At 71.0% G+C, this 22,977-nt stretch carries 21 protein-coding genes and 1 pseudogene; 16 read left to right on the top strand and 6 right to left on the bottom strand.

All coding sequences use genetic code 11. The features are described from left to right. Positions 1–76 precede the first annotated feature (76 nt). Positions 77–1,546, bottom strand: coding sequence for an efflux transporter outer membrane subunit (locus tag BM393_RS08850; protein ID WP_091724415.1), 1,470 nt, complete (start codon positions 1,544–1,546; stop codon positions 77–79). Positions 1,547–1,619: 73 nt separating this feature from the next. Next, positions 1,620–2,141 carry a MarR family winged helix-turn-helix transcriptional regulator gene (locus BM393_RS08845; RefSeq protein WP_091724414.1) on the bottom strand — a complete coding sequence of 174 codons (522 nt, stop codon included), beginning with the start codon at positions 2,139–2,141 and terminating at the stop codon, positions 1,620–1,622. 283 nt (positions 2,142–2,424) lie between these two features. Between BM393_RS08845 and BM393_RS08840 the strand changes: the two genes are divergently transcribed. Together BM393_RS08840 and BM393_RS08835 are read left to right on the top strand one after the other, a co-directional pair. After that, positions 2,425–4,164 (top strand): ABC transporter transmembrane domain-containing protein, encoded by a 1,740-nt coding sequence (locus tag BM393_RS08840; RefSeq protein ID WP_254783409.1) that lies wholly within the window; start codon positions 2,425–2,427, stop codon positions 4,162–4,164. A gap of 40 nt (positions 4,165–4,204) precedes the next feature. Continuing rightward, positions 4,205–5,032, top strand: a complete 828-nt coding sequence (locus BM393_RS08835; protein WP_091724412.1) for a thymidylate synthase — start codon at positions 4,205–4,207, stop codon at positions 5,030–5,032. Positions 5,033–5,179: 147 nt separating this feature from the next. On the opposite strand, the gene BM393_RS08830 is transcribed toward BM393_RS08835, so the two are convergent. Next, entirely contained in the window at positions 5,180–5,998 is an 819-nt protein-coding gene (locus BM393_RS08830) for a MipA/OmpV family protein (RefSeq protein WP_175538236.1), read from the bottom strand. Positions 5,999–6,184: 186 nt separating this feature from the next. On the opposite strand from BM393_RS08830, the gene BM393_RS08825 reads away from it, so the two are divergent. The 3 genes from BM393_RS08825 to BM393_RS08815 all read left to right on the top strand — a co-directional run bounded on the left by BM393_RS08825 (position 6,185) and on the right by BM393_RS08815 (position 9,123). Beyond that, entirely contained in the window at positions 6,185–7,600 is a 1,416-nt protein-coding gene (locus BM393_RS08825) for a HAMP domain-containing sensor histidine kinase (protein ID WP_175538235.1), read from the top strand. Positions 7,601–7,710: 110 nt separating this feature from the next. Next, positions 7,711–8,304 carry a tetratricopeptide repeat protein gene (locus BM393_RS08820; RefSeq protein WP_091724410.1) on the top strand — a complete coding sequence of 198 codons (594 nt, stop codon included), beginning with the start codon at positions 7,711–7,713 and terminating at the stop codon, positions 8,302–8,304. Between the two features lie 96 nt (positions 8,305–8,400). Beyond that, positions 8,401–9,123, top strand: a complete 723-nt coding sequence (locus tag BM393_RS08815; protein WP_091724409.1) for an aspartate/glutamate racemase family protein — start codon at positions 8,401–8,403, stop codon at positions 9,121–9,123. Here the strand turns inward: BM393_RS08815 and ppk2 are convergent. Next, entirely contained in the window at positions 9,117–10,040 is a 924-nt protein-coding gene (gene ppk2, locus BM393_RS08810; RefSeq protein ID WP_091724408.1) for a polyphosphate kinase 2, read from the bottom strand. The genes BM393_RS08815 and ppk2 overlap by 7 nt on opposite strands. Before the next feature lie 231 nt (positions 10,041–10,271). On the opposite strand from ppk2, the gene BM393_RS08805 reads away from it, so the two are divergent. The 10 genes and pseudogenes from BM393_RS08805 (at position 10,272) to BM393_RS08765 (ending at position 20,885) form a co-directional block, all read left to right on the top strand. Continuing rightward, a complete protein-coding gene (locus tag BM393_RS08805) occupies positions 10,272–11,738 on the top strand; it encodes an epoxide hydrolase family protein (protein WP_091724407.1) in 1,467 nt (488 codons plus the stop codon). Between the two features lie 195 nt (positions 11,739–11,933). Continuing rightward, on the top strand, positions 11,934–12,440 hold the full coding sequence (locus BM393_RS08800; protein ID WP_091724406.1) for a dihydrofolate reductase: 507 nt from the start codon (positions 11,934–11,936) through the stop codon (positions 12,438–12,440). A gap of 98 nt (positions 12,441–12,538) precedes the next feature. Continuing rightward, the gene (locus tag BM393_RS08795; RefSeq protein ID WP_091724405.1) at positions 12,539–13,117 is read left to right on the top strand and encodes a DUF4337 domain-containing protein; all 579 of its coding nucleotides are present in this window, start codon (positions 12,539–12,541) and stop codon (positions 13,115–13,117) included. 127 nt (positions 13,118–13,244) lie between these two features. Next, a complete protein-coding gene (locus tag BM393_RS08790) occupies positions 13,245–14,996 on the top strand; it encodes a hypothetical protein (protein WP_091724404.1) in 1,752 nt (583 codons plus the stop codon). A gap of 140 nt (positions 14,997–15,136) precedes the next feature. Next, on the top strand, positions 15,137–16,687 hold the full coding sequence (locus tag BM393_RS08785) for a cryptochrome/photolyase family protein (RefSeq protein ID WP_091724403.1): 1,551 nt from the start codon (positions 15,137–15,139) through the stop codon (positions 16,685–16,687). A gap of 186 nt (positions 16,688–16,873) precedes the next feature. Further along, on the top strand, positions 16,874–17,830 hold the full coding sequence (locus BM393_RS08780; RefSeq protein WP_254783289.1) for a fasciclin domain-containing protein: 957 nt from the start codon (positions 16,874–16,876) through the stop codon (positions 17,828–17,830). Between the two features lie 74 nt (positions 17,831–17,904). Further along, positions 17,905–18,441, top strand: coding sequence for a DUF2878 domain-containing protein (locus BM393_RS08775; protein WP_175538234.1), 537 nt, complete (start codon positions 17,905–17,907; stop codon positions 18,439–18,441). Positions 18,442–18,534: 93 nt separating this feature from the next. Next, the gene (locus BM393_RS08770; protein WP_091724401.1) at positions 18,535–19,299 is read left to right on the top strand and encodes an exodeoxyribonuclease III; all 765 of its coding nucleotides are present in this window, start codon (positions 18,535–18,537) and stop codon (positions 19,297–19,299) included. Between the two features lie 149 nt (positions 19,300–19,448). After that, a pseudogene (locus tag BM393_RS26420) lies at positions 19,449–19,730 on the top strand (PAS domain-containing protein); the annotation flags it as partial. Positions 19,731–19,733: 3 nt separating this feature from the next. After that, positions 19,734–20,885: a methyl-accepting chemotaxis protein gene (locus BM393_RS08765; protein WP_404932594.1), complete on the top strand. Its 1,152-nt coding sequence runs from the start codon at positions 19,734–19,736 to the stop codon at positions 20,883–20,885. Between the two features lie 75 nt (positions 20,886–20,960). Here BM393_RS08765 and BM393_RS08760 read toward each other — a convergent pair whose 3' ends face one another. After that, a complete protein-coding gene (locus BM393_RS08760; protein WP_091724399.1) occupies positions 20,961–21,479 on the bottom strand; it encodes a MarR family winged helix-turn-helix transcriptional regulator in 519 nt (172 codons plus the stop codon). Positions 21,480–21,600: 121 nt separating this feature from the next. Here BM393_RS08760 and BM393_RS08755 point away from each other — a divergent pair, with 121 nt between their 5' ends. Further along, the gene (locus BM393_RS08755) at positions 21,601–22,155 is read left to right on the top strand and encodes a PaaI family thioesterase (RefSeq protein WP_091724398.1); all 555 of its coding nucleotides are present in this window, start codon (positions 21,601–21,603) and stop codon (positions 22,153–22,155) included. 136 nt (positions 22,156–22,291) lie between these two features. Here BM393_RS08755 and BM393_RS08750 read toward each other — a convergent pair whose 3' ends face one another. Next, a complete protein-coding gene (locus tag BM393_RS08750) occupies positions 22,292–22,924 on the bottom strand; it encodes a bifunctional 4-hydroxy-2-oxoglutarate aldolase/2-dehydro-3-deoxy-phosphogluconate aldolase (protein ID WP_091724397.1) in 633 nt (210 codons plus the stop codon). Positions 22,925–22,977 lie beyond the last annotated feature (53 nt).

Raw genomic sequence — 22,977 nt, 5'->3', positions numbered from 1 at the left:
GGCTGGCGGCACGGGCTGCCGGCGTCCGGATGCGGGTTCGGTTGCTGCCTGCGGAAGCGTCCTGGCGGGACGGGCGTCAGCCGCGCCCGGCCGGCGCGGTCGGCGCGGGCGCCTCGGCGCGGCGGGGTTCGCTGTAACCGCCGCCCAGCGCGCGCATCAGGTTGATCTGCGCGTCGACGGTCAGCGCCTGCAGGTCGATGCGGCCGCGCTGCTGCAGCAGCTGGTTCTGCTGCGCGGTCAGCAGCGCCAGGCGACCGGTCAGGCCGGCGCGATGGCGTTGCTCGGCCAGCGCGGCCTGGCTGTCGGCGTTGGCCACCAGCGCGTCCTGCTGCGCGCCCTGCAGGCGCAGGGAATCCAGCGTCGTGACCTGGTCGCTGGCGTCGCGCACCGCGTCCAGCACGGCGGCGTTGTAGCTGGCGATGGCGGCGTCCTGCTCGGCAGCGCTGCCGCGCAGGTTGGCGCGCAGCCGGCCGCTGTCGAACAGCGGCAGGTGCAGCGCCGGGCCGGCGCCGTACTGGCGGCTGCCGCTCTTGAAGAGATCGTCCAGCCCGATCGAGTTCAGGCCGACGAAGGCCGTGAGGCTGACGCTCGGATAGAACTGCGCGCGTGCGACGCGGATGTCCTGGGCGGTGGCCTCGACCCGGGCGCGCGCGGCGGCCAGGTCCGGGCGGCGGCCCAGCAGATCCAGATGCGGCGCCTGGCGCCAGTCGAGCGCGCCCGGCAGCGCCGCATCCAGCGACGCGGTGGCCGTCGGCCCCTGCCCCGTCAACGCGGCGATCTGGTGACGCAACAGCGCCTGCTGCTCGCGCAGCACGACCTGCTGGCGCTGGATGTCGGGCAGCGGCGCTTCGGCCACGCGCAGGTCCTGGCCGTTGTCCAGCCCGGCGGCGCTGCGCTGGCGCACCAGGTCCAGGCTCTGGTCGCGCAAGGCCTTCTGCTGCTCCAGCAGGCGGCCTTGCGCCTGGCTGCGGGCCAGCGCGACGTAGGCCTTGGCGACGGCGTTGGACACGCTCAGCCGCGCGGCGGCCGCGTCGGCCTCGGCGGCGCGCTGCTGGCCCAGCGCCGCCTGCAGCGCGGCATCGTGCTTGCCGAAGAAGTCGAATTCGTAGCTCAGGCCGGCCTGGATGTTGGCCAGCGTCTGCACGCTGCCCGCCAGCGGCGGCGGGTAGATGCCGTGCTCGCTGAAGCGCTGGCGCGTCGCGTCGGCCTCGAGTTCCGCCGCCGGCCGCCGGGCCGCCTCGGCGTTCTCGGTCAGCGCCGCGGCGCGGGCGATGCGGGCCCGTGCCAGCGCCAGCGTCGGCGAGTTCGCGATCGCCTGGTCGACCAGCGCGTCCAGCTGCGGATCGCGGAAGGCCTTCCACCATTGCGCGTCGAGCGCCTCGGCCGGGCCGGCCTCGAGGCCCAGGCGCGCGACGGCCTCGTCGCCGTCGATCGGCCGGCCCGGCTCGGCCAGCTTGGGGATGGGCGCGCAGGCGGCGAGCACCATCAGCAGCGCCGCGCCCATGGCCAGCGCCAGCGTCGTGCGATGAAGGGATCGGGAGGTCATCGGGGGTTCCTCGGGACTGTTGTTCTTGTGAAGGGGGAGAGAGCAGCGGGAGATCGTCATCGACAGGTGCGGGTCAATCGTCCTTGTCCAGGATCGAGGTCTCGGAGCTCAGGCCCGCGTCGCGGATCGCATGGCCGTTGGCGACGACGCGCTGCAGCAGGCCGATCAGCGTGCGGAACTCGTGGTCGGTGAAGCCGGCCAGGTGATCGTTGAACACCTTGGACAGCACGCCCGGCGCGGCCGCCATCGCGCTCACGCCGACCTCGGTCAGCGACACCATCACCACGCGCCGGTCCTCGACCGAGCGCTCGCGGCGCACCAGGTTCTTCGCCTCGAGCCGGTCCAGCAGGCGGGTCATCGCGCCGCCGTCCATCGCCAGTTCACGCGCGAGCGCCGCGCTGGACATCGGGCCGTTGAAGCGCAGGCGCAGCATCGGCGCCCACTGGGCGTGGGTCAGGTCGTGCTGGCCCAGCATCTTGTCGGCCTGCAGCACCATCGACTGCTTGATCTGGCGCAGCAGCCAGCCCAGGCTGGGCTCGGAGGTGAAGCTGTCGGCGCTGTAGAAATCGGCGGGAGGCGGCAAGTTGGGGCTCATGGCTGGGCTTTCTGACTTCGGCTTTCCGGGAGGCAGGCTGCGGAAAGACTTGATGACAATTATTGCTTAGGCAATGATTGCCTTGCCAATCACTGCCTGGGATGGGCTTTCTGCGGGTGGGGACTTTTCCGCCACACCGGCCCCCTAAACTGATCCGATGTCCGCCATGTCTCCCTCCTCGACGCGCCCGGGCGCCTCGACCACCCCGGCTTCGCCCCCCGGCACCGGCCCTTCGGCTGAGGCTCAGGCAAACGCCGTGCGCAACCCGCCCCCCTTGCGGGCGATGGCGCCGGCGCTGTGGCCCTTCCTGCGGCCGTATCGGGGGCGGATCGCCGCGGCGATCGTCTTCCTGGTGATGGCGGCGGCGGCGACGCTGGTCTTCCCGATCGCGCTGCGCCAGCTGATCGACCAGGGCCTGGTCGCCGCCGACCCGGGCAAGCGGCTGATGGCGCTGCGGGAACACTTCCTCTGGCTGTTCGCCACCGGCGCGGCGCTGGGCGTGTTCTCGGCGCTGCGCTTCTATGCGGTGAGCTGGCTGGGCGAACGCGTCAGCGCGGACCTGCGCACCGCCGTCTACAGCCATGTGCTGCGGCAGAGCCCCGAATTCTTCGAGACCACCCAGACCGGCGAGGTCATCAGCCGCATCACCACCGACACCACGGTGATCCAGAGCATCGTCGGCTCCAGCCTGTCGATGGGGCTGCGCAACCTGATCATGGGCGTGGGCGCGGTGGCGCTGCTGATCGCCAGCAACCCGTGGGTGATGACGCAGGTGCTGGGCATCCTGGTGCTGGTGGTGGCCCCGGCGATGTTCTTCGGGCGACGCGTGCGCCGCCTGTCGCGGGCGAGCCAGGACCGCGTCGCCGACACCAGCGCGATCGCGGCGGAGATGCTCAACGCGGTCACCGTCGTGCAGTCGCATGCGCAGGAGGCGCGGGAGGCCGCCCGGTTCGATGCCGCCAGCGAGGCCGCCTTCGACACCGCCCGCAAGCGCACCCGGGTGCGCTCCTTCCTGGTCGCCTTCATCATCACCGCCACCTTCGGCGCGCTGCTGTGGGGCCTGTACCAGGGCACGCAGGCGGTGATGGCCGGCCGGATCAGCGCGGGGCACCTCGGGCAGACGGTGGTCTACGTGATCCTGCTGGTGTCGTCGGTGGCGGTGCTGGCCGAGGTCTGGGGCGACCTGCTGCGCGCCGCGGGCGCGACGGAGCGGCTGATGGAGCTGCTCGCCGCGCAGTCGCCGGTGGCGGATCCGGCCGCGCCGGTGGCGCTGCCCGCGTCGACCGGCCCGGCGCGCGTCGCCTTCGAGCAGGTGCGTTTCCACTACCCGTCGCGGCCGGACCGCGCCGCGCTGGACGACTTCAGCCTGCGCATCGAACCCGGCGAGACCGTCGCGCTGGTCGGCCCCAGCGGTGCCGGCAAGAGCACCGTGCTGCAGCTGCTGCAGCGCTTCTTCGACGTCCAGTCGGGGGCTTTGCTGCTGGACGGCGTGCCGGTGGACCGGCTGCGGCTGGCGGACTTGCGCTCGCGCATGGCGCTGGTCCCGCAGCAGAGCGTGATCTTCTCGGCCAGCGCGCTGGACAACATCCGCTATGGCCGTCCGGACGCGAGCCGCGAGGCGGTCATCGCCGCGGCGCGGGCCGCGCATGCCGACGAGTTCATCCGCCAGTTGCCCCAGGGCTACGACAGCTTCCTCGGCGAGCGCGGCGTGCGCCTGTCCGGCGGCCAGCGCCAGCGCATCGCGATCGCGCGGGCGATGCTGCAGGACGCGCCGCTGCTGCTGCTCGACGAAGCCACCAGCGCGCTGGACGCCGAAAGCGAGCGACTGGTCCAGCAGGCGCTGGACGAGGCGATGCGCGACCGCACGACGCTGGTGATCGCGCACCGGCTGGCGACGGTGCAGCGCGCCGACCGCATCGTGGTGATGGACCACGGCCGCATCGCCGAGCAAGGCACGCATGCCGAGCTGGTGGCACGCGGCGGGCTGTATGCGCGCCTGGCGGCGCTGCAGTTCAATGCCTGACGCCCGGCGGGGCTCCCCGGCTTCTCTAGAATCGCGCCCCATGACCGCAGACACCACCGCCGCACGCCCGGTGCGCAGCCAGTACGAAGACTTCATGCGCCACGTGTACGAGCACGGCGTCGCCAAGGGCGACCGCACGGGCACGGGCACGCGCAGCGTCTTCGGGCATCAGATGCGCTTCGACCTGAACGAGGGGTTCCCGCTCGTGACGACGAAGAAGGTGCACCTGAAGTCGATCATCCTGGAGCTGCTGTGGTTCCTGCGCGGCGACTCCAACGTCAAGTGGCTGCAGGAGCGCGGCTGCACGATCTGGGACGAGTGGGCGCGCGAGGACGGGGACCTCGGGCCGGTCTACGGCGTGCAGTGGCGCAGTTGGCCCAAGGCGGGCGGCGGCCATGTGGACCAGATCGCCGAGGTGGTGAAGCAGCTCAAGACCAACCCGGATTCGCGCCGGATCATCGTCTCGGCCTGGAACGTGGCGGAGCTGGACCAGATGGCGCTGATGCCGTGCCACGCCTTCTTCCAGTTCTACGTGGCCGACGGCAGGCTGTCCTGCCAGCTGTACCAGCGCAGCGCCGACATCTTCCTGGGGGTGCCCTTCAACATCGCCAGCTACGCGCTGCTGACGCAGATGCTGGCGCAGCAATGCGGGCTGGGCCTGGGCGATTTCATCTGGACCGGCGGCGACTGCCACATCTACGCGAATCACTTCGAGCAGGTGCGGACGCAGCTGGAGCGCGCGCCCTTCCCCTACCCGACGATGCACATCAAGCGCCAGCCGGCCTCGATCTTCAATTACGAGTTCGACGACTTCGAGCTGCGCGACTACCAGCACCACGCGGCGATCAAGGCGCCGGTGGCGGTGTGACACCCAGGACGCGCTCCCGGTCGACCTCATGCGGCCGGCGAACTCGCGATCAAGCGCGAACTCAAGGCGTGGGGAATGGGCGCCATGCGGATCGACAACCGATTCGCATGGCAAGCGGGCGCCCGGCGATCGCCGGGCCATTGCTCATCAATACGAGTAGCTCACATACACCGCCCCCACCGGCGAGGTCGCGCGGCGCGTGAGCGGGCTCTTGCGCGCGTCGCCGAGGAGGCGCTGCGCGCCGACCATGCCGGTGATGCTCCAGTCCGATGAGAGCTTGTGCTGCCAGCTCACGCCGCCTTCGGCCATGTGGGCGCCGGCCTTGGGCGTGAACACCGCATAACCCGAGCGCGCCGACTGCGCGGCGGTCACGCCGTGATAGGTCTGCATGTACTTCTTGTCCGCCGCGTTGGCCGACACCGACAGCACCACCGTGTTCCTGCCGCCCGACAGCACCGTGGCCGCCGCGCCGAGGCTGTAGAGCGCGCCGTTGGTCCGCGTCGTGATCGGCTGCTCGGTGGCGATCTGCAGTTCGAGCCAGTCAGTCACCGCATAGCCCAGCGTCAGGTGCGCCGTGGCGCTGCCCTTCACCTCGCCCATGCCGCGCAGGTACTTGCTGCCGCTGTTGCCGCCCAGTCCCTTCGTCTCCTTCTCTTCGCGCTTGCCGCGGTAGCCCAGCGCCGCGCTGTAGCTCAGGCCGCCGGTCGATCCCGCGTAGCCCAGGCCACGCTGCGTGCTCAGGAAGAAGCCGCTGGCATGCGCGTACTCCACCCCCAGCAGCGGCGCGACGAGGTGCTCGTCCGAACCGGCATAGCGCGTGGCGACGGCCACGCCACCCTGGACGACGATGGTGGACGTCGGCGCGGATGCGGACGCCGATGCGGGTCCGGTCTGCGCCTGGGCCGCGGCGCACAGCGGCAGCAGCAGGAGGGCGGTGGTGATGGGGGTGAGGGGGAAACACTTCATGGATGTGGTCATGTCGATCATGGGAAAGAACACCGCCGCCCGAGCACTGGAGCGCCAGACGGGGCCTGGAACGCGTCGGCAGTGTCAAAGCGGTCCATGAAGCCGACCTTTTCCACGCATGAAGAAAGCATGAAGCGCCGCGCGGCGCGGCGCGTGCCGGGCCGCGGGGCTGGTCCAATGGCCGGCATGAAGATGCAGCTCATCGGGGCCTCACGCGTGCGCGACTTCACGCGCGCCCTCACCCAACCCAGCCTGGTGCGGCGGCTGCTGATCGCGCAGATGCTGCTGCTGACGCTGCTGTGGTCGGCGGGCGCGGGCTACCTGCTGAGCCAGGGCGCCCGGCCGCTGCTCGACACCCGCAAGCTCTACGAGACCATCAATGCGATCGCCGACGAGCTGGCCGACGACCCCGACCGCCGCCAGCGCGTGCTCGACCGCGCCCACGAGGCGATCGTCGAGGACTACGACGCGATCAACGACCCGCTGCCGGGCTTCGTCGTCCAGCAGCACGGGCGCATCGTGTACCGCAGTCCGAAGGCGCCCGACTTCGTCCCCGAAGGGCCGCTGGACCGCCAGTTCCCGCTGCGCCTGGGCGACGTCGCCTACGTCGCCAAGACCATGCAGGCGCCCTCGGGGACGCGCACGACCATGTTCGCGCGCAACCAGGGGTGGAACGTCTTCATCACGATCTACTCCAAGGGCTTCTACCTGCTGCCCTTGCTGATCAGCCTGCCCATCCTCGTGGTGCCGGCCTGGCTGTCGATCCGCCTGGCGATGCGTCCCTGGAGCGCGGTGGCGCGCGAGATGGCCAGGCGCGGCCCGCAGGACCTGACCCCGCTCGCCTATCGCGAGGGCCATCGCGAACTGGCGGTGATGGTGGAGGCGATCAACGGCTGGATGCGACGCGTGTCCGACAGCAGCGAGCGCGAGCGCGTCTTCGTGGCCGACGCGGCGCACGAGCTGCGCACGCCCCTGGCGGCGATGCTGGTCAACGTCGAGGCGCTGCGAGCCGACGCGCGCGACGAGCGGGAGCGCCAGCTCATGGCCGGCGTGCTGAGCAGCGGCCATCGCGCGTCGCGCATGGTCAACCAGTTGCTCCGGTTGATGCGCAGCGAGGCGCCCGGCGCGGAGCGGCGCGAGCGCATCCGCCTCGACCGCCTGCTGCAGGACCGGCTGGCGGCCCTGTCGCCGCTGGCGTCGGCGCGCTCGGTCGAGCTGGAGCTGGCCGCGGCGCCCGACCTGTGCGTCGAGGGCCAGCGCGGCGCGCTGGAGTCGCTGGTCGACAACCTGGTCGAGAACGCCGTCAAGTACGGACCGGCGGGCGGTACGGTGCGCGTCGCGCTCCGGCAGGCGGCCGGCGAGGCGCTCGTCACCGTCGCCGACGAGGGTCCGGGCATCCCGGCCGCGTTGCGCATGCGGGTGTTCGACCGCTTCTTCCGGGACCCCGCGCAGCGCGAGCCCGGCAGCGGCCTGGGACTGTCGATCGCCCGCGCGGTGGTGGAGGGCCTGGGCGGGCGCATCGCGCTGCACGACGCGCCGGGCGGCGGGCTCCTGGTGCGGGTCGCGCTGCCAATGCCCCGGGAAGAGCGCGGACCGCGCTGATCCCGGCGCCCTCGGAACTTCCGCTTGTCCTACACGCGCGCGCACTCCTCTCCGGCAGAGACGCGTGCGAAGCCTGGGTACCGTTCACGGCAACGTTTCAGAGGGATGCCATGACCACCAACCCGCCGATCACCGCCGCCGACCGTCTGCTCAGCCGCCCCTTCGAGCGCCCGCTCGACCCCTCGCTTGATCGCGCCACCCCGGCGTCTCAAGCCGCGCCTCGCGCCGACGAGGTCGAGCGGCAATGCTCCGCGCGGCGCCTCAGCGACGCGGCCTTGGACGCGATCGCCGAGCTGGCCGTGCTGACCGACAACACCGACGAAGCCACCCTCGAATCGGCCTGCCGCCAGGCCATCGCGCAGGATCCCTGCCACGTCGAGTCCTTCGCCCGGCTGACCACGCTGCTGAGCCGCCAGGGCCGCCATGACGAGGCGCTCGAGCTCATCGACCAGGCGGTCGGCTGGTGTGGCGACATCGCCGCGCTGTACCACTTCGCCGGGTGCGTGCTCGAGAGCGCGGGTCGCCTGCCGCAAGCGATCGCCTCGTTCGAGCAGGCCCTGGACCTCAACCCGGCGCTGGCCGAATCGCATTACCGCCTCGGCGCGCTGTGCGAGCGGCTCGGCGAGCCACGCGCGTCGGCGGCGCACTTCCGCGTCTATCGCCGCCTGGTCGACGAGAACCGCTCGAACCAACGCCTGAGCTGAAGGCGGGGCGAGATCGGTGCTGAGTCAAGCGCGCGGAGCGGGACTAGCGCCGCAGTCAGCGCCCTGCGCGAGCAGGCCGCCCGTTAGCATCCGCGCATGACCGCTTCCGCCCCATTGCCCGCCGCGGACCCGCTGCACGTCGGCATCGTCGGCTGTTCCGCCGAAGGCGCCGCCCTCTGTTACCGCACGATCTGCGCCGAAGGCGCGGGGCTGCTCGGGCCGCACGCGCATCCCGAGCTCAGCCTGCACACGCCCTCGCTGCACCGCTATGTCGAGGCGCTGGATCGCGGTGACCGCGAGGCGGTCGCGGCGCTGATGCTCGACTCCGCGCATCGTCTGCAGGCCGCCGGCGCGCAGCTGCTCATCTGTCCGGACAACACCATCCACCAGGCCTACGACCTGGTCGAGCCGCGCTCGCCGCTGCCCTGGCTGCACATCGCGCGCGTCGTCGCGGACGAGGCGTGCCAGCGTGGTTTCCGCCGTGTCGGCGTGCTGGGCACGCAGTGGCTGGTGCGCAGCGAGGTCTATCCCGAAGCGCTGGCCGCCGCCGGCATCGAGGCGGTCCGGCCCAGCGACGCGTGGCGCGACGAACTCGGCGCGCGAATCATGGACGAGCTCGTCCCGGGCCGCGTGCAGCCGGGCACCGTCGAGCGCTTCCAGCGCGCGATCGATGCGCTGCGCGAGCGCGGCTGCGACGCCGTCGTGCTGGGCTGCACCGAAATCCCGCTGATCATCGACGACGCCAACGCGTCGCTGCCCACGCTCGATTCGACGCGCCTGCTGGCGCGCGCCGCCTTGCGGCGGGCCGTCGCTCAATAGCGCTCGGGCACGAACATCTGCGGCGGCACCGGCTGGCGCGCGTAGTCGTCATGCCGTTCGCGCTCGGGCAGGCGGACCTCGGCGCGCTCCACCTCGTGGTACGGGAAGTGGTCCAGCAGATGCTGGATGCAGTTGAGCCGCGCACGCTTCTTGTCGTCCGCGGCCACCACCCACCAGGGCGCCTCGGCGATGTGGGTGCGTTCCAGCATCACCTCCTTGGCACGGGTGTAGTCCTCCCAGCGCCGGCGCGACTCCAGGTCCATCGGCGAGAGCTTCCACTGCTTGAGCGGATCGTGGATGCGGCCCAGGAAGCGCAGGTGCTGCTCCTCGTCGCTGATGGAGAACCAGTACTTGATCAGCGTGATGCCGGAGCGCACCAGCATGCGCTCGAACTCGGGCACCGAGCGGAAGAACTCCTCGACGTCGGCCTCGGAGCAGAAGCCCATCACCCGCTCCACGCCGGCGCGGTTGTACCAGCTGCGGTCGAACAGCACGATCTCCCCCGCCGCCGGCAGGTGCGGCACGTAGCGCTGGAAATACCACTGCGTGCGCTCGCGGTCATTGGGCGCCGGCAGCGCGACGACGCGGCACACGCGCGGATTCAGCCGCTGGGTGATGCGCTTGATCGCGCCGCCCTTGCCCGCCGCGTCGCGGCCTTCGAAAAGGATCACCACCTTCTGGCGGGTGTGCTGCACCCAGTCCTGCAGCTTCACCAGCTCGCGCTGCAGCCGGAACAGCTGCCGGAAGTAGGCGATGCGCTCGCCGTGCGCGCTGTCGCCGTCGCCCTCGTCGAGCGCGCGCAGCGCCTCGTCCACGTGGCGGTCCTCGATCTCGAGTTCCAGTTCCTCGTCGTAGCCGTCCTGCAGGTCGCGGCGGATGCGCTCGACAAGCGCGTCGTGATCGGAGGCTGGGCTCATGGTGCGGCAAGGGGCGGAGCTGGGGACCGGCCATCATTCGCGGCGCGGGTGACGGCTTCGTGACGGACCGGAGCGCGCCCGCCTTCACCGCCTTCACCGCCCCCACCGGCCCCATGCCGCGAAGCCGCAAGACCTACCTTCGTACAGGTCTTGCAGACGAGGGTCGGATGGGCGCGCGCCGCAGCGTTTGATGTGATCGCCTCCGCATTCACAGCCTCATGCGGAGACCTGATGTTCAAGAAATCCCTTCCTCCCGCCGTCACCGACGCGGCCTCCACCCCGGCCCTGCCGGGCGCGTCGACCCAGTCGACCCCGACGCCGGACGCGTCCGCGACCGCCGCCCGCGACGCGGCGGGCCGGCGGCGCTTCCTCGCCACGTCCGCTGCCGCCGGCGCGACCGGCCTGGGTCTGCTGTCCGCGGCCGGTGCCGCGCGCGCCGCCGGTGCCGCCCCGACCGGCGCCGTCACCTTCTCCGGCGGCGACACCACCGCCCTCACCACCGCCGTCCCGATCGGCGATTTCTCCGTCCGGCGCTTCCGCATCGACATCCCCGATGCCGCGCTGGCGGACCTGCGCCGCCGCATCGCCGACACCCGCTGGCCCGACCCGGAGCTGGTGCCCGATGGCTCGCAGGGCATCCAGCTCGCGCGGCTGCGCGCGCTGTGCGACTACTGGAGCCGCAGCTACGACTGGCGCCAGGTGGAGCGCCGCCTCAATGCCCTGCCCCAGTTCATCACGCAGATCGACGGCCTGGACATCCATTTCCTCCACATCCGCTCCAGGCACGCCAACGCGCTGCCGCTGGTCATCACCCATGGCTGGCCAGGCTCCATCCTGGAGATGCTCAAGACCATCGGCCCGCTGACCGACCCGACCGCGCACGGCGGCCGCGCCGAGGACGCCTTCCACCTGGTCATCCCGTCCATCCCCGGCTACGGCTTTTCCGGCAAGCCGCGCGAACTGGGCTGGGGTCCGGAGCGCGTCGGCCGCGCCTGGAACGTGCTGATGAAGCGCCTGGGCTACAGCCGCTACGTCTCGCAGGGCGGCGACCACGGCTCGGTGATCTCCGATGCGATGGCGCGGCTCAAGCTCGACGGCCTGCTCGGCATCCACGTCAACATGCCGCCCACGGTGCCGCCCGAGCTGGTCAAGCCCATCAACGCCGGCGATCCACCGCCGCCGGGGCTCTCCGACGCAGAGCGCACCGCCTACCTGACGCTGAGCCGCTTCTTCGGCCGCAACGCCGCCTACGGCGCGCTGATGGTCACCCGGCCGCAGACCATCGGTTATGCGCTGTGCGACTCGCCGGCGGCGCTGGCCGGCTTCATGGTCGAGAAGATCGTCGAGTGGACCGACAGCGGCGGCGAGCCCGAGCGCGTCCTGACCAAGGACGAGATCCTGGACGACGTCAGCCTCTACTGGCTGACCAACACCGGCGCCTCGGCCTCGCGCTTCTACTGGGAGAACAACAACAACAATTTCAGCGCCGCCCACCAGCGCACCACCGAGATCACGATCCCGGTCGCCGTCACCGTCTTCCCGGGCGAGATCTACCGCGCGCCGCGCTCGTGGACCGAGCGTGCCTATCCGTCGCTGGCCTACTTCAACGAAGTGGACAAGGGCGGCCACTTCGCGGCGTGGGAGCAGCCCGAGCTCTTCGCCCGGGAACTGCGCGCCGCCTTCCGCCGGCTGCGCTGAACGTCGAGCGCTGAGCGCTGAACGTCCGGGCGGCGACGGGCGACGTGCGACGGTCGGCGACAAGTGGTGACAGGCGGAGCCGAGCTCTGCGCGCAAGGCACCTCGCCGCCCGTAAACTCGCGATCCCGGCCCGCCTCGCCTTCGCGACGCGGGCCGCCTCCCCGACGTTTCCGCCCTGCTTCGCCGCCGTTCCCCATGCCCCATCTCACCCTCATCGCCGCGCTCGATCGCGCGCGCGGCATCGGCCGCGACAACGGCCTGCTGGTCCGCCTGCCCGAGGACATGGCGCGCTTCAAGGCGCTGACGCTGGGCCACACGGTGATCATGGGCCGCAAGACCTGGGACTCCATCCCCGCCAGGTTCCGCCCGCTGGTGCAGCGGCGCAACCTGGTGCTGTCGCACCAGCCAGGACTACGGCTCGACGGCGCCGAGGTCTTCGCCACGCTGGACGCGGCGCTCGATGCCTGCGGTGCCGACGAGGCCGTCTTCGTCATGGGCGGCGCGCAGGTCTATGCGCTCAGCCTGCCGCGCGCCGATGCGCTGGAACTGACCGAGATCGACGCCCGCTTCGACGCCGACGCCTTCTTCCCCGCCGTCGACCCGCAGGTCTTCGCGCCGGTCTCGCGCGAGCGCCACTACAGCCCTGCCGACCGCAGCCACGGCTGGGACTACGACTTCGTCCGCTACGAGCGCCGCCGCTGAGCGAGCGTCCCGGCCCGCGACCTCGGGCCGGTCGCGACCGCGGCCCGGCAACCTTCACGCCTCCTTTCCGTCTTCCGACTCCACGTTCTCCCACTCCCATGTCCGGCAATCACTTCCACGTCCACGGCCCGCACGACCACGAGCTCGAACACGCCGCGCACCATGAACCCAAGGGCCTGGCCGGCCAGCTGGCCGTGATCACCGCGGTGCTGGCGACGCTGGGCGCCTTCTTCTCCTACATGGGCGGCGCCACGCAGGCCAACGCGGGGCTCTTCAAGAACAACGCCGCAATCACCAAGACCGAGGCCGCCAACCGCTGGAACTACTTCCAGGCCAAGAGCAGCAAGCAGAACCTGGCCGAGTTCGCGCTGGACCTGACCGCCAGCGACGAGCAGAAGGCCAAGTACCGCGAGAAGATCGCCCGCTACGAGACCGAGAAGAACGAGATCAAGGCGCAGGCCGAGAAGCTCGAGGCCGAGTCCACCGAATGGGACCGCCGCAGCGACGATCAGCTGCACCTCCATCACCGCTGGGCGCAGGCGACGACCGCGCTGCAGGTGGGCATCGCGCTGGCCGCGATCGCGCTGCTGACCAAGCGGCGCTGGATGGAATACGCGACGCTGGGCGCCGGCGCGATCGGCATCGGCCTGGGCATCGCGGCCTGGCTGCACGTCTGAGCGCCGCGGCCCGGCACGACGACGCGCCGCCCGGCCCCTCAAGTTCTGCCGCGGGCGGCCGATAGCGAAGGGATCACCGTCGCCGCCACCAGAGCGACGGGACACCGCCGCCAGGGAGGCGCTTCGCATGAACTTCATCGCCTCGGCGGGCCCCGGCCTGCTGGACCGGCTGGCCGCCCGCCGCGCGGCCGCCTCGTTCCGCCCCGCGGGCGTGTCCTCGCGCGCCGCCGACGCGGCCTCCCCGGCGGCTTCAACCGCGGGCACGCGCGTGACGCTGGACGCCGCGACCACCGACGCCGCCGTGTATGCGCGGCCCTCGGCGCCCGGCGCCGGACCGCGGCGCGTCTGGGCCAAGGCCGGTGACGACGGCCTGAGCGAGCTGATGTCGCGCAACAGCGGCAAGGAAGCCCACACGCTGTCCGACCGCTGGCGCGGACTCGGCGGCGCGCTGCTCAAGCAGTTGGCCGACACCGGCGAGCGCTACCGCCAGACGCTGGCGGACGTCGTGCCGGCGCTCCCGGACGCCGGCGCGACCGATCCGGCCGCGAGCACCCCAGACGCGGAGGGCGCCGGAAGCGCCGACCCCGCCGCCGCGGCCGCCGCTTTGCAGCAGCAGGCGCTGTCCGGCGTCGCGACCAACGCCACGACGGTGAGCCTGAAGGTGCAGACCCGTTCCGGACAAACCGTCGAGCTCAAGATCGGCGTGAACAGTGGCGAATCGGGCGGCACGCGCGGCCTGCAGGTCGAGGTTTCGAGCTCCGGGCCGCTGAGCGGCGCCGAGCGCGACGCGCTCGCCCGGCTGTCCGACGGCCTGGACCGTGCCCTGGAGGGCCTGGGCGACGGCGTGCCGACGCTGGACCTGTCCGGCCTGACGGGCTTCGACGCCGACGGCGTGCTGACCGGCCTGGACCTGCGCATCGACCATCCCGACGCCTCGGCCGACCGGCCCGGCCAGTTGCGTTCGTTCTCGCTGCAACTGGGCGCCGAGAAGAAGTCGCTGTCGCTGCGCTCCACCAGCGGCGAGATGGCGCTCGAGGTGGACGCCGCCGCCACGTCCCGCGCGACCACCGGCGCGCCGGCGAGCGGCAGGCGCTGGTCGGCCATCGACCAGTTGCTCCAGCAGGTCGATGCCGCGGCCGAACGCAGCCACGCGGACGCGGCGATGACGAAGTCCTTCAAGGACGCCTTCCGGCAGCTGCAGGCTCCGCCCGCGGATCCAGACGAGACGCGACGCGTCGATGACACCCGGCGTTCCGATGCCGGCGAAGGGCGTGGGCGTCCGCAGGATGCGGCCTCGCTGCTGGCGGTCCGCCACGCGGCGAATACCGGGAGTTCAAGCGGCGCCGGCACTGCCGCCAAGGCCACGACCGCCGCGAAGGGCGGCGCCGTGGACGCCCTCGACCCCAGCGCGATGGCACCGATGAGCGACGGGTTGCGCACGCAGACGCAATCGCTGCAGAGCGGCCTGGCGGACTTCCAGGCCAGCTTCAGCGCCGATTCGCAGCGGACCAGCCGCATCGGCAGCGTCCAGGAGGCCGGCCATGCCGAGTACCGGATCGGCCAGACAACCGGCGAGCGGCCCAACGCGGCGACCGGCGGCCGCTCGATCACGCAGACGCAGACCGAGACGCTGAGCGCCAGCTTCCAGAAGTCGCGCACCTACACGCTGGACCGCGCCGGCGGCAACTACGACGCCACCACCGTCGAGGACAGCAATACCGTCACCACGCTGATCGACACGACGCGCGACTCGATCGCGCGCGCGATGCGCAAGACCGACGAACAGCGGCGCAAGACCTTCACCGAGGTGGAGAACCACCGCGCCGCCTCGCACCAGGAATGGCCGGATCAGCGCAGCGTGATGGAGCGCCTGCGGTAGACGGCCGCTCGCCGCGTTGATCCAAGGCGTCGCGATCGCCGTATATCGACGCGGAACAACGAAGGGACGCTTCCCGTGTCCGGGCGCCTGAAGGCGCCCGGACACCGCGCCGCCGCCATGCCTGCCAAGCCGTCATCGCCATGAAGGGCGCCGTGCGCTCGCTGGTCATCGTGCTGGGAGACCAGTTGGACCTGCACAGCTCCGCCTTCGACGACTTCGATCCCGAATGCGATCTCGTCTGGATGGCGGAGGTGCGCGAGGAATCCCAGCATGTCTGGTCGAGCCGGATCCGCATCGCCCTCTTCCTCTCCGCGATGCGGCACCATGCCCGGGCGTTGCATGGGCTGGGCCGACCGGTGGATTACGTGCGACTCGACGACGCAGGCAACACCGGCAGCCTCGCCGGTGAACTCGGGCGCGCGCTGGCGCGCTGGCAGCCGCGACGCGTGGTCCTGACGGCGCCCGGCGACTGGCGCGTGCTCAAGGCGCTGCGCGATGCTGCGGCGGCCGCCGGGCATGCGATCGAACTGCGCGACGACCGGCATTTCTTCTGCACCGTGCGGGAGTTCGCCGCCTTCTCCCAGGGACGCCGGACCTTGCGCATGGAGGTGTTCTACCGGCACATGCGCCGCCATCACGGCGTGCTGATGAACGGCGACGAGCCTGTCGGCGACCGCTGGAACTTCGACGCGGAGAACCAGCGCCCCTTCCCGCCGGGCGGGCCGGCTTTCGTGCCCGATCGCGCTCGCGTGCCTCCCGACGACATCACCCGCGAGGTGCTCGCACTCGTCGAGCAGGCCTTTCCCGAGCATCCGGGGTCGCTGCGGGACTTCGATTGGCCGGTGACCCGGGAGCAGGCCCTGCACGCCCTGGAGCGCTTCATCGCGGAGCGGCTGCCCGAGTTCGGCCTCTGGCAGGACGCGATGTGGCCGGGCGAGCCGTGGCTCTGGCACGCGCAGCTGGCCGCAGCGATGAACCTGAAGTTGATCAGCCCGCGGGAGGTGGTGGCTCGCGCCGAGCAGGCATGGCGCGCGGGCGCCGCGCCGCTGGCCAGCGTCGAGGGCTTCATCCGTCAGGTGCTCGGATGGCGCGAGTACGTGCGGGGCATCTATTGGACCCACATGCCGGCGCTCGCCACGGCCAATGCCCTGGCGGCGGACCAGCCGCTGCCCGCCTTCTACTGGAGCGGCGAGACGGAACTGGCCTGCCTGGCGGACGCGCTGCGGCAGACGCTGCGCCTGGGTTATGCCCATCACATCCAGCGGCTCATGGTCACCGGGCTGTTCTCTCTGCTGCTGGGCGTGCGGCCCGCGCAGGTCCACGAGTGGTATCTGGCGGTCTACGTCGATGCGGTCGAATGGGTCGAGCTGCCCAACACGCTGGGCATGAGCCAGTTCGCCGATGGTGGCCGGATGACAAGCAAGCCTTATGTCGCCAGCGGCGCCTACATCGAGCGCATGAGCGGCGGCCAGCATTGCGCCCGTTGCCCCTACCAGCCCGGCGTCAAGCTCGGTCCCCAAGCCTGTCCGTACACGACGCTGTATTGGGATTTCCTGCTGCGCCACCGCACGCGCTTCGCGCGTCATCCCCGACTGGGCGCGCAGGTCCACCACCTCGATCGGCTGTCGGCGCAGGAGACGCGTGCGATCCAAACCCAGGCGCAGGCGCTGCGCGAGCGCTTCGCCCGCTGAGCCATCGCACCGGATCGGCCCGGATCGCCCTGTCCATCGGCAATGTGGGGCGCCGCACCCAGCGTAACGATTTCCCTTCCAGATGATCCGCCGCGCCGCGGGCGACGTAAGACCGTCGCGCTCCCGGGCCGGTCGTGCCGGTCCGGGCCGCCACAACCGCCATAACGTGAACCCAGGAGAACCATCATGCTGCGTCTCTTCAAATGGCTGCTCGCGGCCGCGACGGTGTCGACGATGCTCACCGCCTGCGGCGGCGACGACGACGATCCCGCGCCGATGCCGACCCTCGCCCAGGCCGCCCAGAACGGCGGCTTCACCGCGCTCACAGCGGCCGCCACGAAAGCGGGGCTGGCGTCGACGCTCGCGGACGGTTCGGTGTCCCTGACGGTCTTCGCGCCGACCAACGAGGCGTTCACGACACTGGCGACGCAGCTGGGTTTCGCCAGTGCCGATGCGATGGTCACGGCCCTGCCCGCATCGACGCTGGCCGGCATCCTCCAGTACCACGTGCTGGGCACGCGCAAGGCCGCCGCCGACCTGGCCGCGGGCGGCGCCACGCAGGCGACGCTGTACAAGTTCAACGGCAACGCCACGACGCTCAGCCTGAGCTTCACCGGCGGCGTCACCATCCAGGATGCGGCCCTCACCACCGCCCGTGTGACGACTGCCGACGTGATGGCCAGCAACGGCGTCATCCATGCGGTCGACAAGGTGCTCGTGCCTCCGGGGCTGCTGAACATCGTCCAGATGGCGCAGGTGAACCCGACCTTCGACACGCTCGTCGCCGCGGTGGTCAAGGCGAACCTGCAGGGGACGCTCAGCGGCGCCGGCCCCTTCACCGTCTTCGCGCCGACCCATGACGCCTTCGCGGCCATCGCCTCGACGGTGAACGGACTGAGCACGCAGCAGCTCACCAACGTGCTGACCTATCACGTGCTGGGCAGCGAGGTGCTGTCGGCCAACATTCCCTTCGGCACGCCGGTCACCACGGTGCTGGGCCAGTCCCTCGTGATCAACGCCGGCACGCCGCCCACCATCACCGACTCCAGCGCGACGCCGGCCAGGATCGTCGCGGTCGACGTGCGGGCCAGCAACGGCGTGATTCACGTCGTCGACAAGGTGCTGATCCCCAACCCGCTGTGATGCGGCAGCGCGCGGCGCGCCGCGATGGAAGGGGCGCCGCCATGCAGGCAGGCAGTGCATCGAGGAGGCGGCTGATGATCGGCCTCGTCCAGTTCTGCCTGTTCCAGGCCGCCTGGTTCGCGTGCGTGCTCGGCGCGGCGCATGGTCAGGTCGCGGCGGGCCTGATGGCGGTGGCCGCGGTCGTGCTGCTGCACCTGGCCGTGAGTCCCGCCCGCGCCGCGGATCTGGCGCTGACGGTGCTGGCCATGCTGATCGGCCTCGCGTGGGACAGCGCGATGGTCCGGCAAGGCTGGGTGCAGTACGCATCGCCCGGCCCGCTGCCCCAGTTGGCGCCGATCTGGATCCTGGCGCTCTGGGCGCTGTTCGCGACCTTGCTCCGGGGGCCGCTCGCGTGGCTGCACGGGCGGCCGCTGCTGGCGGCGGTGCTCGGCGCCATCGGGGGACCGCTGTCCTACCTGGCCGCCGTGCGCCTGGGTGCCGGCAGCTTTCCTGACCCGGCGGTCGCACTGGCCGTGCTGGGCGCGGGTTGGGCGGTCATGACCCCGGCGTTGATCGAATCGGCCCGGCGCCTGGGCAGGCGGCACCCGCCGGCACCCACCGGGCCCACCTGAGCCTCTCCAGTTGGCGTCTGCAGGGCGATGGCGCGTCGGCGCCGAAGGACTGGGTACGATGCGGCGTTGCCTGCCTCATCACCTACGAGCACCATGAAATTCGCCACCTGGAACGTCAACTCCCTGGCCGTGCGCCTGCCGCAGCTGCTCGACTGGCTGGCCGCCAATCCGGTCGATGCGCTCGTGCTGCAGGAGACCAAGCTCACCGACGACAAGTTCCCGACCCTGGAGATCGGCGAGGCCGGCTACCAGGTCCAGTGGTTCGGGCAGAAGACCTACAACGGCGTGGCGCTGCTGTCCCGCGAGCCCGCCCGGGACGTCGTCAAGAACATCACCGGCTATGCCGACGAACAGGCGCGGCTGATCGCCGGCACCGTCGGCGACGTGCGCGTGATCGGCGCCTACTTCCCCAACGGGCAGGCGCTGGACAGCGACAAGTTCGTCTACAAGATGGCCTGGCTGGACGGCCTGCGCGCCTGGCTCGCCAGTGAACTCCAGCAGCACAAGCAACTCGTGCTGATGGGCGACTTCAACATCGCCCCCGAGGACCGCGACTGCTACGACCCCGCCGCCTTCGTCGGCCAGACGCACACCTCGCCGCAGGAGCGCGCGCACTTCCAGGCCTTGCTCGATCTGGGCCTCACCGACGCCTACCGGCTGTTCGAGCAGCCGCCCAAGAGCTACAGCTGGTGGGACTACCGCATGCTCGGCTTCCAGAAGAACAAGGGCCTGCGCATCGACCACATCCTCGTCAGCGAGGCGCTCAAGCCCCGCGTCACCGCCTGCACGATCGACCGTCAGATGCGCAAGCTGCCCAAGCCCAGCGATCACGCACCGGTGATCGTCACGCTGGACTGACGGCCGGCGCGCCGGCACTCCTTCACGGCGCGCCAACCCTCTCCCGGGTCAACCCGCAATGGCTTGATCTTGCTCAAGTGACGCCCTGACCACCTCATCGATGCTGTGTCTTGATCCAAGTCAAGACTTACCGTACAGGGAACGCATCGATGAGAACGAATCTGCCGGTCACGCAACGGGAATTCCCGTTCCCCGAAGGCCGCGCGCTGGTGTCCACCACCGACCTGAAGGGCCGGATCCTGCACTGCAACGACGTTTTCGTCGCGGTCAGCGGCTTCAGCCGCGAGGAGCTGATCGGCCGGCCGCACAACCTGATCCGCCATCCCGACATGCCGGCCGAGGCCTTCCGCGACCTCTGGGCGACGGTGCAAGCCGGACGACCCTGGTCGGGCCTGGTGAAGAACCGCCGCAAGGATGGCGACCATTACTGGGTGATGGCCAACGTGACGCCGCTGCTGCGCGACGGCCAGCCGGCGGGCTACCTGTCGGTGCGCAGCCAGCCCACGCGCGAACAGGTGCGCGCGGCCGAGACGCTGTATGCGCGGATGAACGCCGAAGGCCGGCCGGGTCGGCCAGGTCGGAGCGAACTCGCGCTGCATCACGGCCGTCTTCGCGCGCCGCTCTGGCGGCGGCTCGCGGTCGGGGTCGTCTCGGCGCTGCGCGTGGGCCAGAGACGCGCCGCCCTGCGCGCAAGCCTGCGGGTGGCGGAGCGCCTCGCGGCCGGCGACCTGGGCGCGCCTCGTCCTCATGTCACCGAGGCGGCCGCGCCGCCGGGACCGCTGGATCGCGCGCTGACGCAACTGCGGGTGAACCTGCGCGCGCTGGTGTCGGACACGCAGCATGAACTCGGCCAGATGCGGGCGGTGTCGGACGCGATCGCGCAAGGCAACCATGACCTCGCCCGGCGCACCGAAGCCCAGGCGTCCAGCCTGGAGCAGACCGCCGCGAGCATGCGCCAGATCACCGACGAGGTGCGCGGCAACCGCGACGCGGCCCACCGGGCGCGCGAGGTCGCCGCGGAGCTCGGCCAGGCGGCGCGGCGCAGCGACGGCAACGTGCGCTCGGTCAACGACACGATGACCGCGATCGCCGAGGCCTCGGCCCGCATCGGCGAGATCACGCAGTTGATCGAGGGCATCGCCTTCCAGACCAACATCCTGGCGTTGAACGCGGCGGTCGAGGCCGCGCGGGCCGGCGAGCATGGCAAGGGCTTCGCGGTGGTGGCGTCGGAGGTGCGCGCGCTGGCGCAGCGCAGCACGGTGGCGGCGCGAGAGATCAAGCAGCTGATCGCCGCCTCCGGCGAGAAGGTCGAGGCGGGCACGCGCCAGACCGGCGAGGCGCGCCGCAGCATGGCGGACACGCTCTCGGCGGTGGAGCGCTTCGGCGGCGTCATCGAGGACATCGAGCGCAGCGCGCAGGCGCAGCTCGACGACATCTCGCAGGTGACCGACGCCGTGCGTCAACTTGAGCAGATCACGCAGCAGAACGTGGCGATGGTCGAGGACCTGGCGCGGTCCTCGGATCGGCTGCGCGGCCAGGCCGGCGAGGTGGCTGCGGCGCTCGACCTGTTCCAGATGGGACGTTGAGCCGCGTGAACGTTCAGGGCGCTCGGGGCGCTCTGGGCGTTGCTCGGGTTTGGAGCGCTCGGAGCGTTCAGGCGCTCATGGCGAGTCGCCATCGAGCTCGTCCGGATCGACTTCGCCGCGCATCAGCGCCGCGCATTCGTCGAGCAGCGCATGCAGGCGCTGCACGCGCTCGTCGCCCAGGCGCTCGTTGAGCGAGAGCTGCGCGCGCTTCCAGGTCGCCTTCATCTGCTTGCGACGCGCGTGGCCCTCTTCGGTCGCCTGCAGTTGGCGGCTGCGCGCGTCGGGCCCGGGCAGGGTCTCCACCAGTCCCATCGCGAGCAGGGGCTGGATGTTGCGCGACAGCGTCGACAGATCCAGGTCCATGCGGCGCGCGAGTTCGCTCGGCTGGATCGGACCGAGCACCACGATGTGCGACAGCAGCGCGTACTGCGTGGTCTTCAGGCCGGTCTCGGCAAAATGGGCCTCGCAGTGGTTGGAGACCAGCCGCGTCACCTGGCGAAGCTTGAAATTGGTACAGCCCTTGGGCGAGATGGGCTCCGCCTGGGCGGTGCTCGCCGTGGCGGACGTCTTCGTGGCGGTGACGGACGCGTTCATGGGTCCCCTCACGTGGAAGCCTGCGGCTGTCGCAGGGATGCTTGACAGCGAAAGATTGTAGCTGCAACCATTGCAGCCACAAGTTTCCGGATGGTCTTCATTCACCCGACAGGAATGCACGATGAGCGCAGCTTTGACCCCCTCGCACGACGAAGCGCTGGCCCAGTGGCTGGACGAAGAAAAAGCGGTCCGCGCAATGCTGCGGCCCGAGCATGGCGTGGCCACGATGGCGGAGATCGCCGGCCTGAACGGCCTGCAGCAGATGCAGGCGATGCTCGACGGCAAGCTGCCGCCGCCGCCGATCGCGCAGACCCTCGATTTCACGCTGCTGCGCGTGACCAAGGGCGAGGTGATCTTCCAGGGATCGCCCAAGTTCCGGCACTACAACCCGATGGGCACGGTGCACGGCGGCTGGTATGCGACGCTGCTGGATTCGGCGCTGGGCTGCGCGGTGCACACGACGCTGGATCCCGGCCGCGGCTATACGACGCTGGAGCTCAAGATCAACCTGGTGCGGGCGCTCAACGAGCGCGTGCCGGTCGTGCGCGCCATCGGCCGCGTGCGGCATGTCGGCCGCCAGATGGCGACGGCGGAGGCGGACCTGATCGGCCATGACGGCAAGCTGTATGCGCATGGGAGCACGACTTGCTTGATCTTCGATCCTGTGAAGCGGTGAACCAGGCAACCGGCGGCCACGGCTCTGGAAGCCCTTTTCATCGTTTCGCTCCCACCCCATCCCCGCCCTCCGAGCGGGCGGGGCAGCAGTTACCCCACCCCGGCCCGCCCCCATGGGGCGGGTGAGCGGCGAGGGGTCAGCGCAGCGCGCTCGCTTCCTTGGCCAGTTGGGTGATGCGGGCCCAGTCGCCCGCCTTCACCGCGTCGGCCGGGGTGAGCCACGACCCACCGCAGACCTTGACGTTCGGCAGCGCCAGGAAATCGGGCGCGGTCTGCACCGTGATGCCGCCGGTGGGGCAGAACGCCACGTCGGGGAACGGGCCGGCCAGCGCCTTCAGCAGGCCGACGCCGCCCACCGCGGTCGCAGGGAACAGCTTCAGGAACTTGTAGCCGGCGTCGCTGGCCATCATCACCTCGCTGGCCGTCGACACGCCCGGCAGCAAGGGCAAGAAATGCGCCTCGCAGGCGCTCGCCACGTCCTGCGTGAAGCCGGGGCTGACCGCGAAGCAGGCACCGGCCTGCTTGGCCGCGACCGCGTCGGCCGAGGTCCGCAGCGTGCCCGCGCCGACCAGCGCCTCCGGCACCTCGCGCGCGATCGCGGCGATCGCCTCCAGCGCCACCGGCGTGCGCAGCGTCACCTCCAGCACCTTCACGCCGCCGGCGACCAGCGCGCGCGCCAGCGGCACCGCGTCCTCGACGCGGTCGATGACGATGACCGGAATCACCGGACCGTGTTCGGCCAGGCTCAGGGTGTCCTTGATGGAACTCATGGGGTTCTCCTCGTAATCGAATCCGAATCCGCCGACGCGTCGATCCTCCAGCC

Origin of the sequence: Mitsuaria sp. PDC51, assembly GCF_900113225.1 — a bacterium.
In the GTDB taxonomy this organism is placed as follows: Bacteria; Pseudomonadota; Gammaproteobacteria; order Burkholderiales; family Burkholderiaceae_C; genus Roseateles.
This window is presented reverse-complemented; position numbering and strand designations above follow the sequence as displayed.

Excerpts from the sequence above, each read along its gene's own strand:
- BM393_RS08755 (WP_091724398.1), top strand. The coding sequence starts at position 21,601 with ATGAGCGCAGCTTTGACCCCCTCGCACGACGAAGCGCTGGCCCAGTGG.
- BM393_RS08750 (WP_091724397.1), bottom strand. The coding sequence starts at position 22,924 with ATGAGTTCCATCAAGGACACCCTGAGCCTGGCCGAACACGGTCCGGTG.
- BM393_RS08795 (WP_091724405.1), top strand. The coding sequence starts at position 12,539 with ATGTCCGGCAATCACTTCCACGTCCACGGCCCGCACGACCACGAGCTC.
- BM393_RS08840 (WP_254783409.1), top strand. The coding sequence starts at position 2,425 with ATGGCGCCGGCGCTGTGGCCCTTCCTGCGGCCGTATCGGGGGCGGATC.
- BM393_RS08825 (WP_175538235.1), top strand. The coding sequence starts at position 6,185 with ATGAAGATGCAGCTCATCGGGGCCTCACGCGTGCGCGACTTCACGCGC.
- BM393_RS08765 (WP_404932594.1), top strand. The coding sequence starts at position 19,734 with ATGGCCAACGTGACGCCGCTGCTGCGCGACGGCCAGCCGGCGGGCTAC.
- BM393_RS08770 (WP_091724401.1), top strand. The coding sequence starts at position 18,535 with ATGAAATTCGCCACCTGGAACGTCAACTCCCTGGCCGTGCGCCTGCCG.
- BM393_RS08805 (WP_091724407.1), top strand. The coding sequence starts at position 10,272 with ATGTTCAAGAAATCCCTTCCTCCCGCCGTCACCGACGCGGCCTCCACC.
- BM393_RS08820 (WP_091724410.1), top strand. The coding sequence starts at position 7,711 with ATGACCACCAACCCGCCGATCACCGCCGCCGACCGTCTGCTCAGCCGC.
- BM393_RS08790 (WP_091724404.1), top strand. The coding sequence starts at position 13,245 with ATGAACTTCATCGCCTCGGCGGGCCCCGGCCTGCTGGACCGGCTGGCC.
- BM393_RS08780 (WP_254783289.1), top strand. The coding sequence starts at position 16,874 with ATGCTGCGTCTCTTCAAATGGCTGCTCGCGGCCGCGACGGTGTCGACG.
- BM393_RS08835 (WP_091724412.1), top strand. The coding sequence starts at position 4,205 with ATGACCGCAGACACCACCGCCGCACGCCCGGTGCGCAGCCAGTACGAA.
- BM393_RS08850 (WP_091724415.1), bottom strand. The coding sequence starts at position 1,546 with ATGACCTCCCGATCCCTTCATCGCACGACGCTGGCGCTGGCCATGGGC.
- BM393_RS08815 (WP_091724409.1), top strand. The coding sequence starts at position 8,401 with ATGACCGCTTCCGCCCCATTGCCCGCCGCGGACCCGCTGCACGTCGGC.
- BM393_RS08760 (WP_091724399.1), bottom strand. The coding sequence starts at position 21,479 with ATGAACGCGTCCGTCACCGCCACGAAGACGTCCGCCACGGCGAGCACC.
- BM393_RS08830 (WP_175538236.1), bottom strand. The coding sequence starts at position 5,998 with ATGAAGTGTTTCCCCCTCACCCCCATCACCACCGCCCTCCTGCTGCTG.
- BM393_RS08800 (WP_091724406.1), top strand. The coding sequence starts at position 11,934 with ATGCCCCATCTCACCCTCATCGCCGCGCTCGATCGCGCGCGCGGCATC.
- BM393_RS08775 (WP_175538234.1), top strand. The coding sequence starts at position 17,905 with ATGATCGGCCTCGTCCAGTTCTGCCTGTTCCAGGCCGCCTGGTTCGCG.
- ppk2 (WP_091724408.1), bottom strand. The coding sequence starts at position 10,040 with ATGAGCCCAGCCTCCGATCACGACGCGCTTGTCGAGCGCATCCGCCGC.
- BM393_RS08785 (WP_091724403.1), top strand. The coding sequence starts at position 15,137 with ATGAAGGGCGCCGTGCGCTCGCTGGTCATCGTGCTGGGAGACCAGTTG.
- BM393_RS08845 (WP_091724414.1), bottom strand. The coding sequence starts at position 2,141 with ATGAGCCCCAACTTGCCGCCTCCCGCCGATTTCTACAGCGCCGACAGC.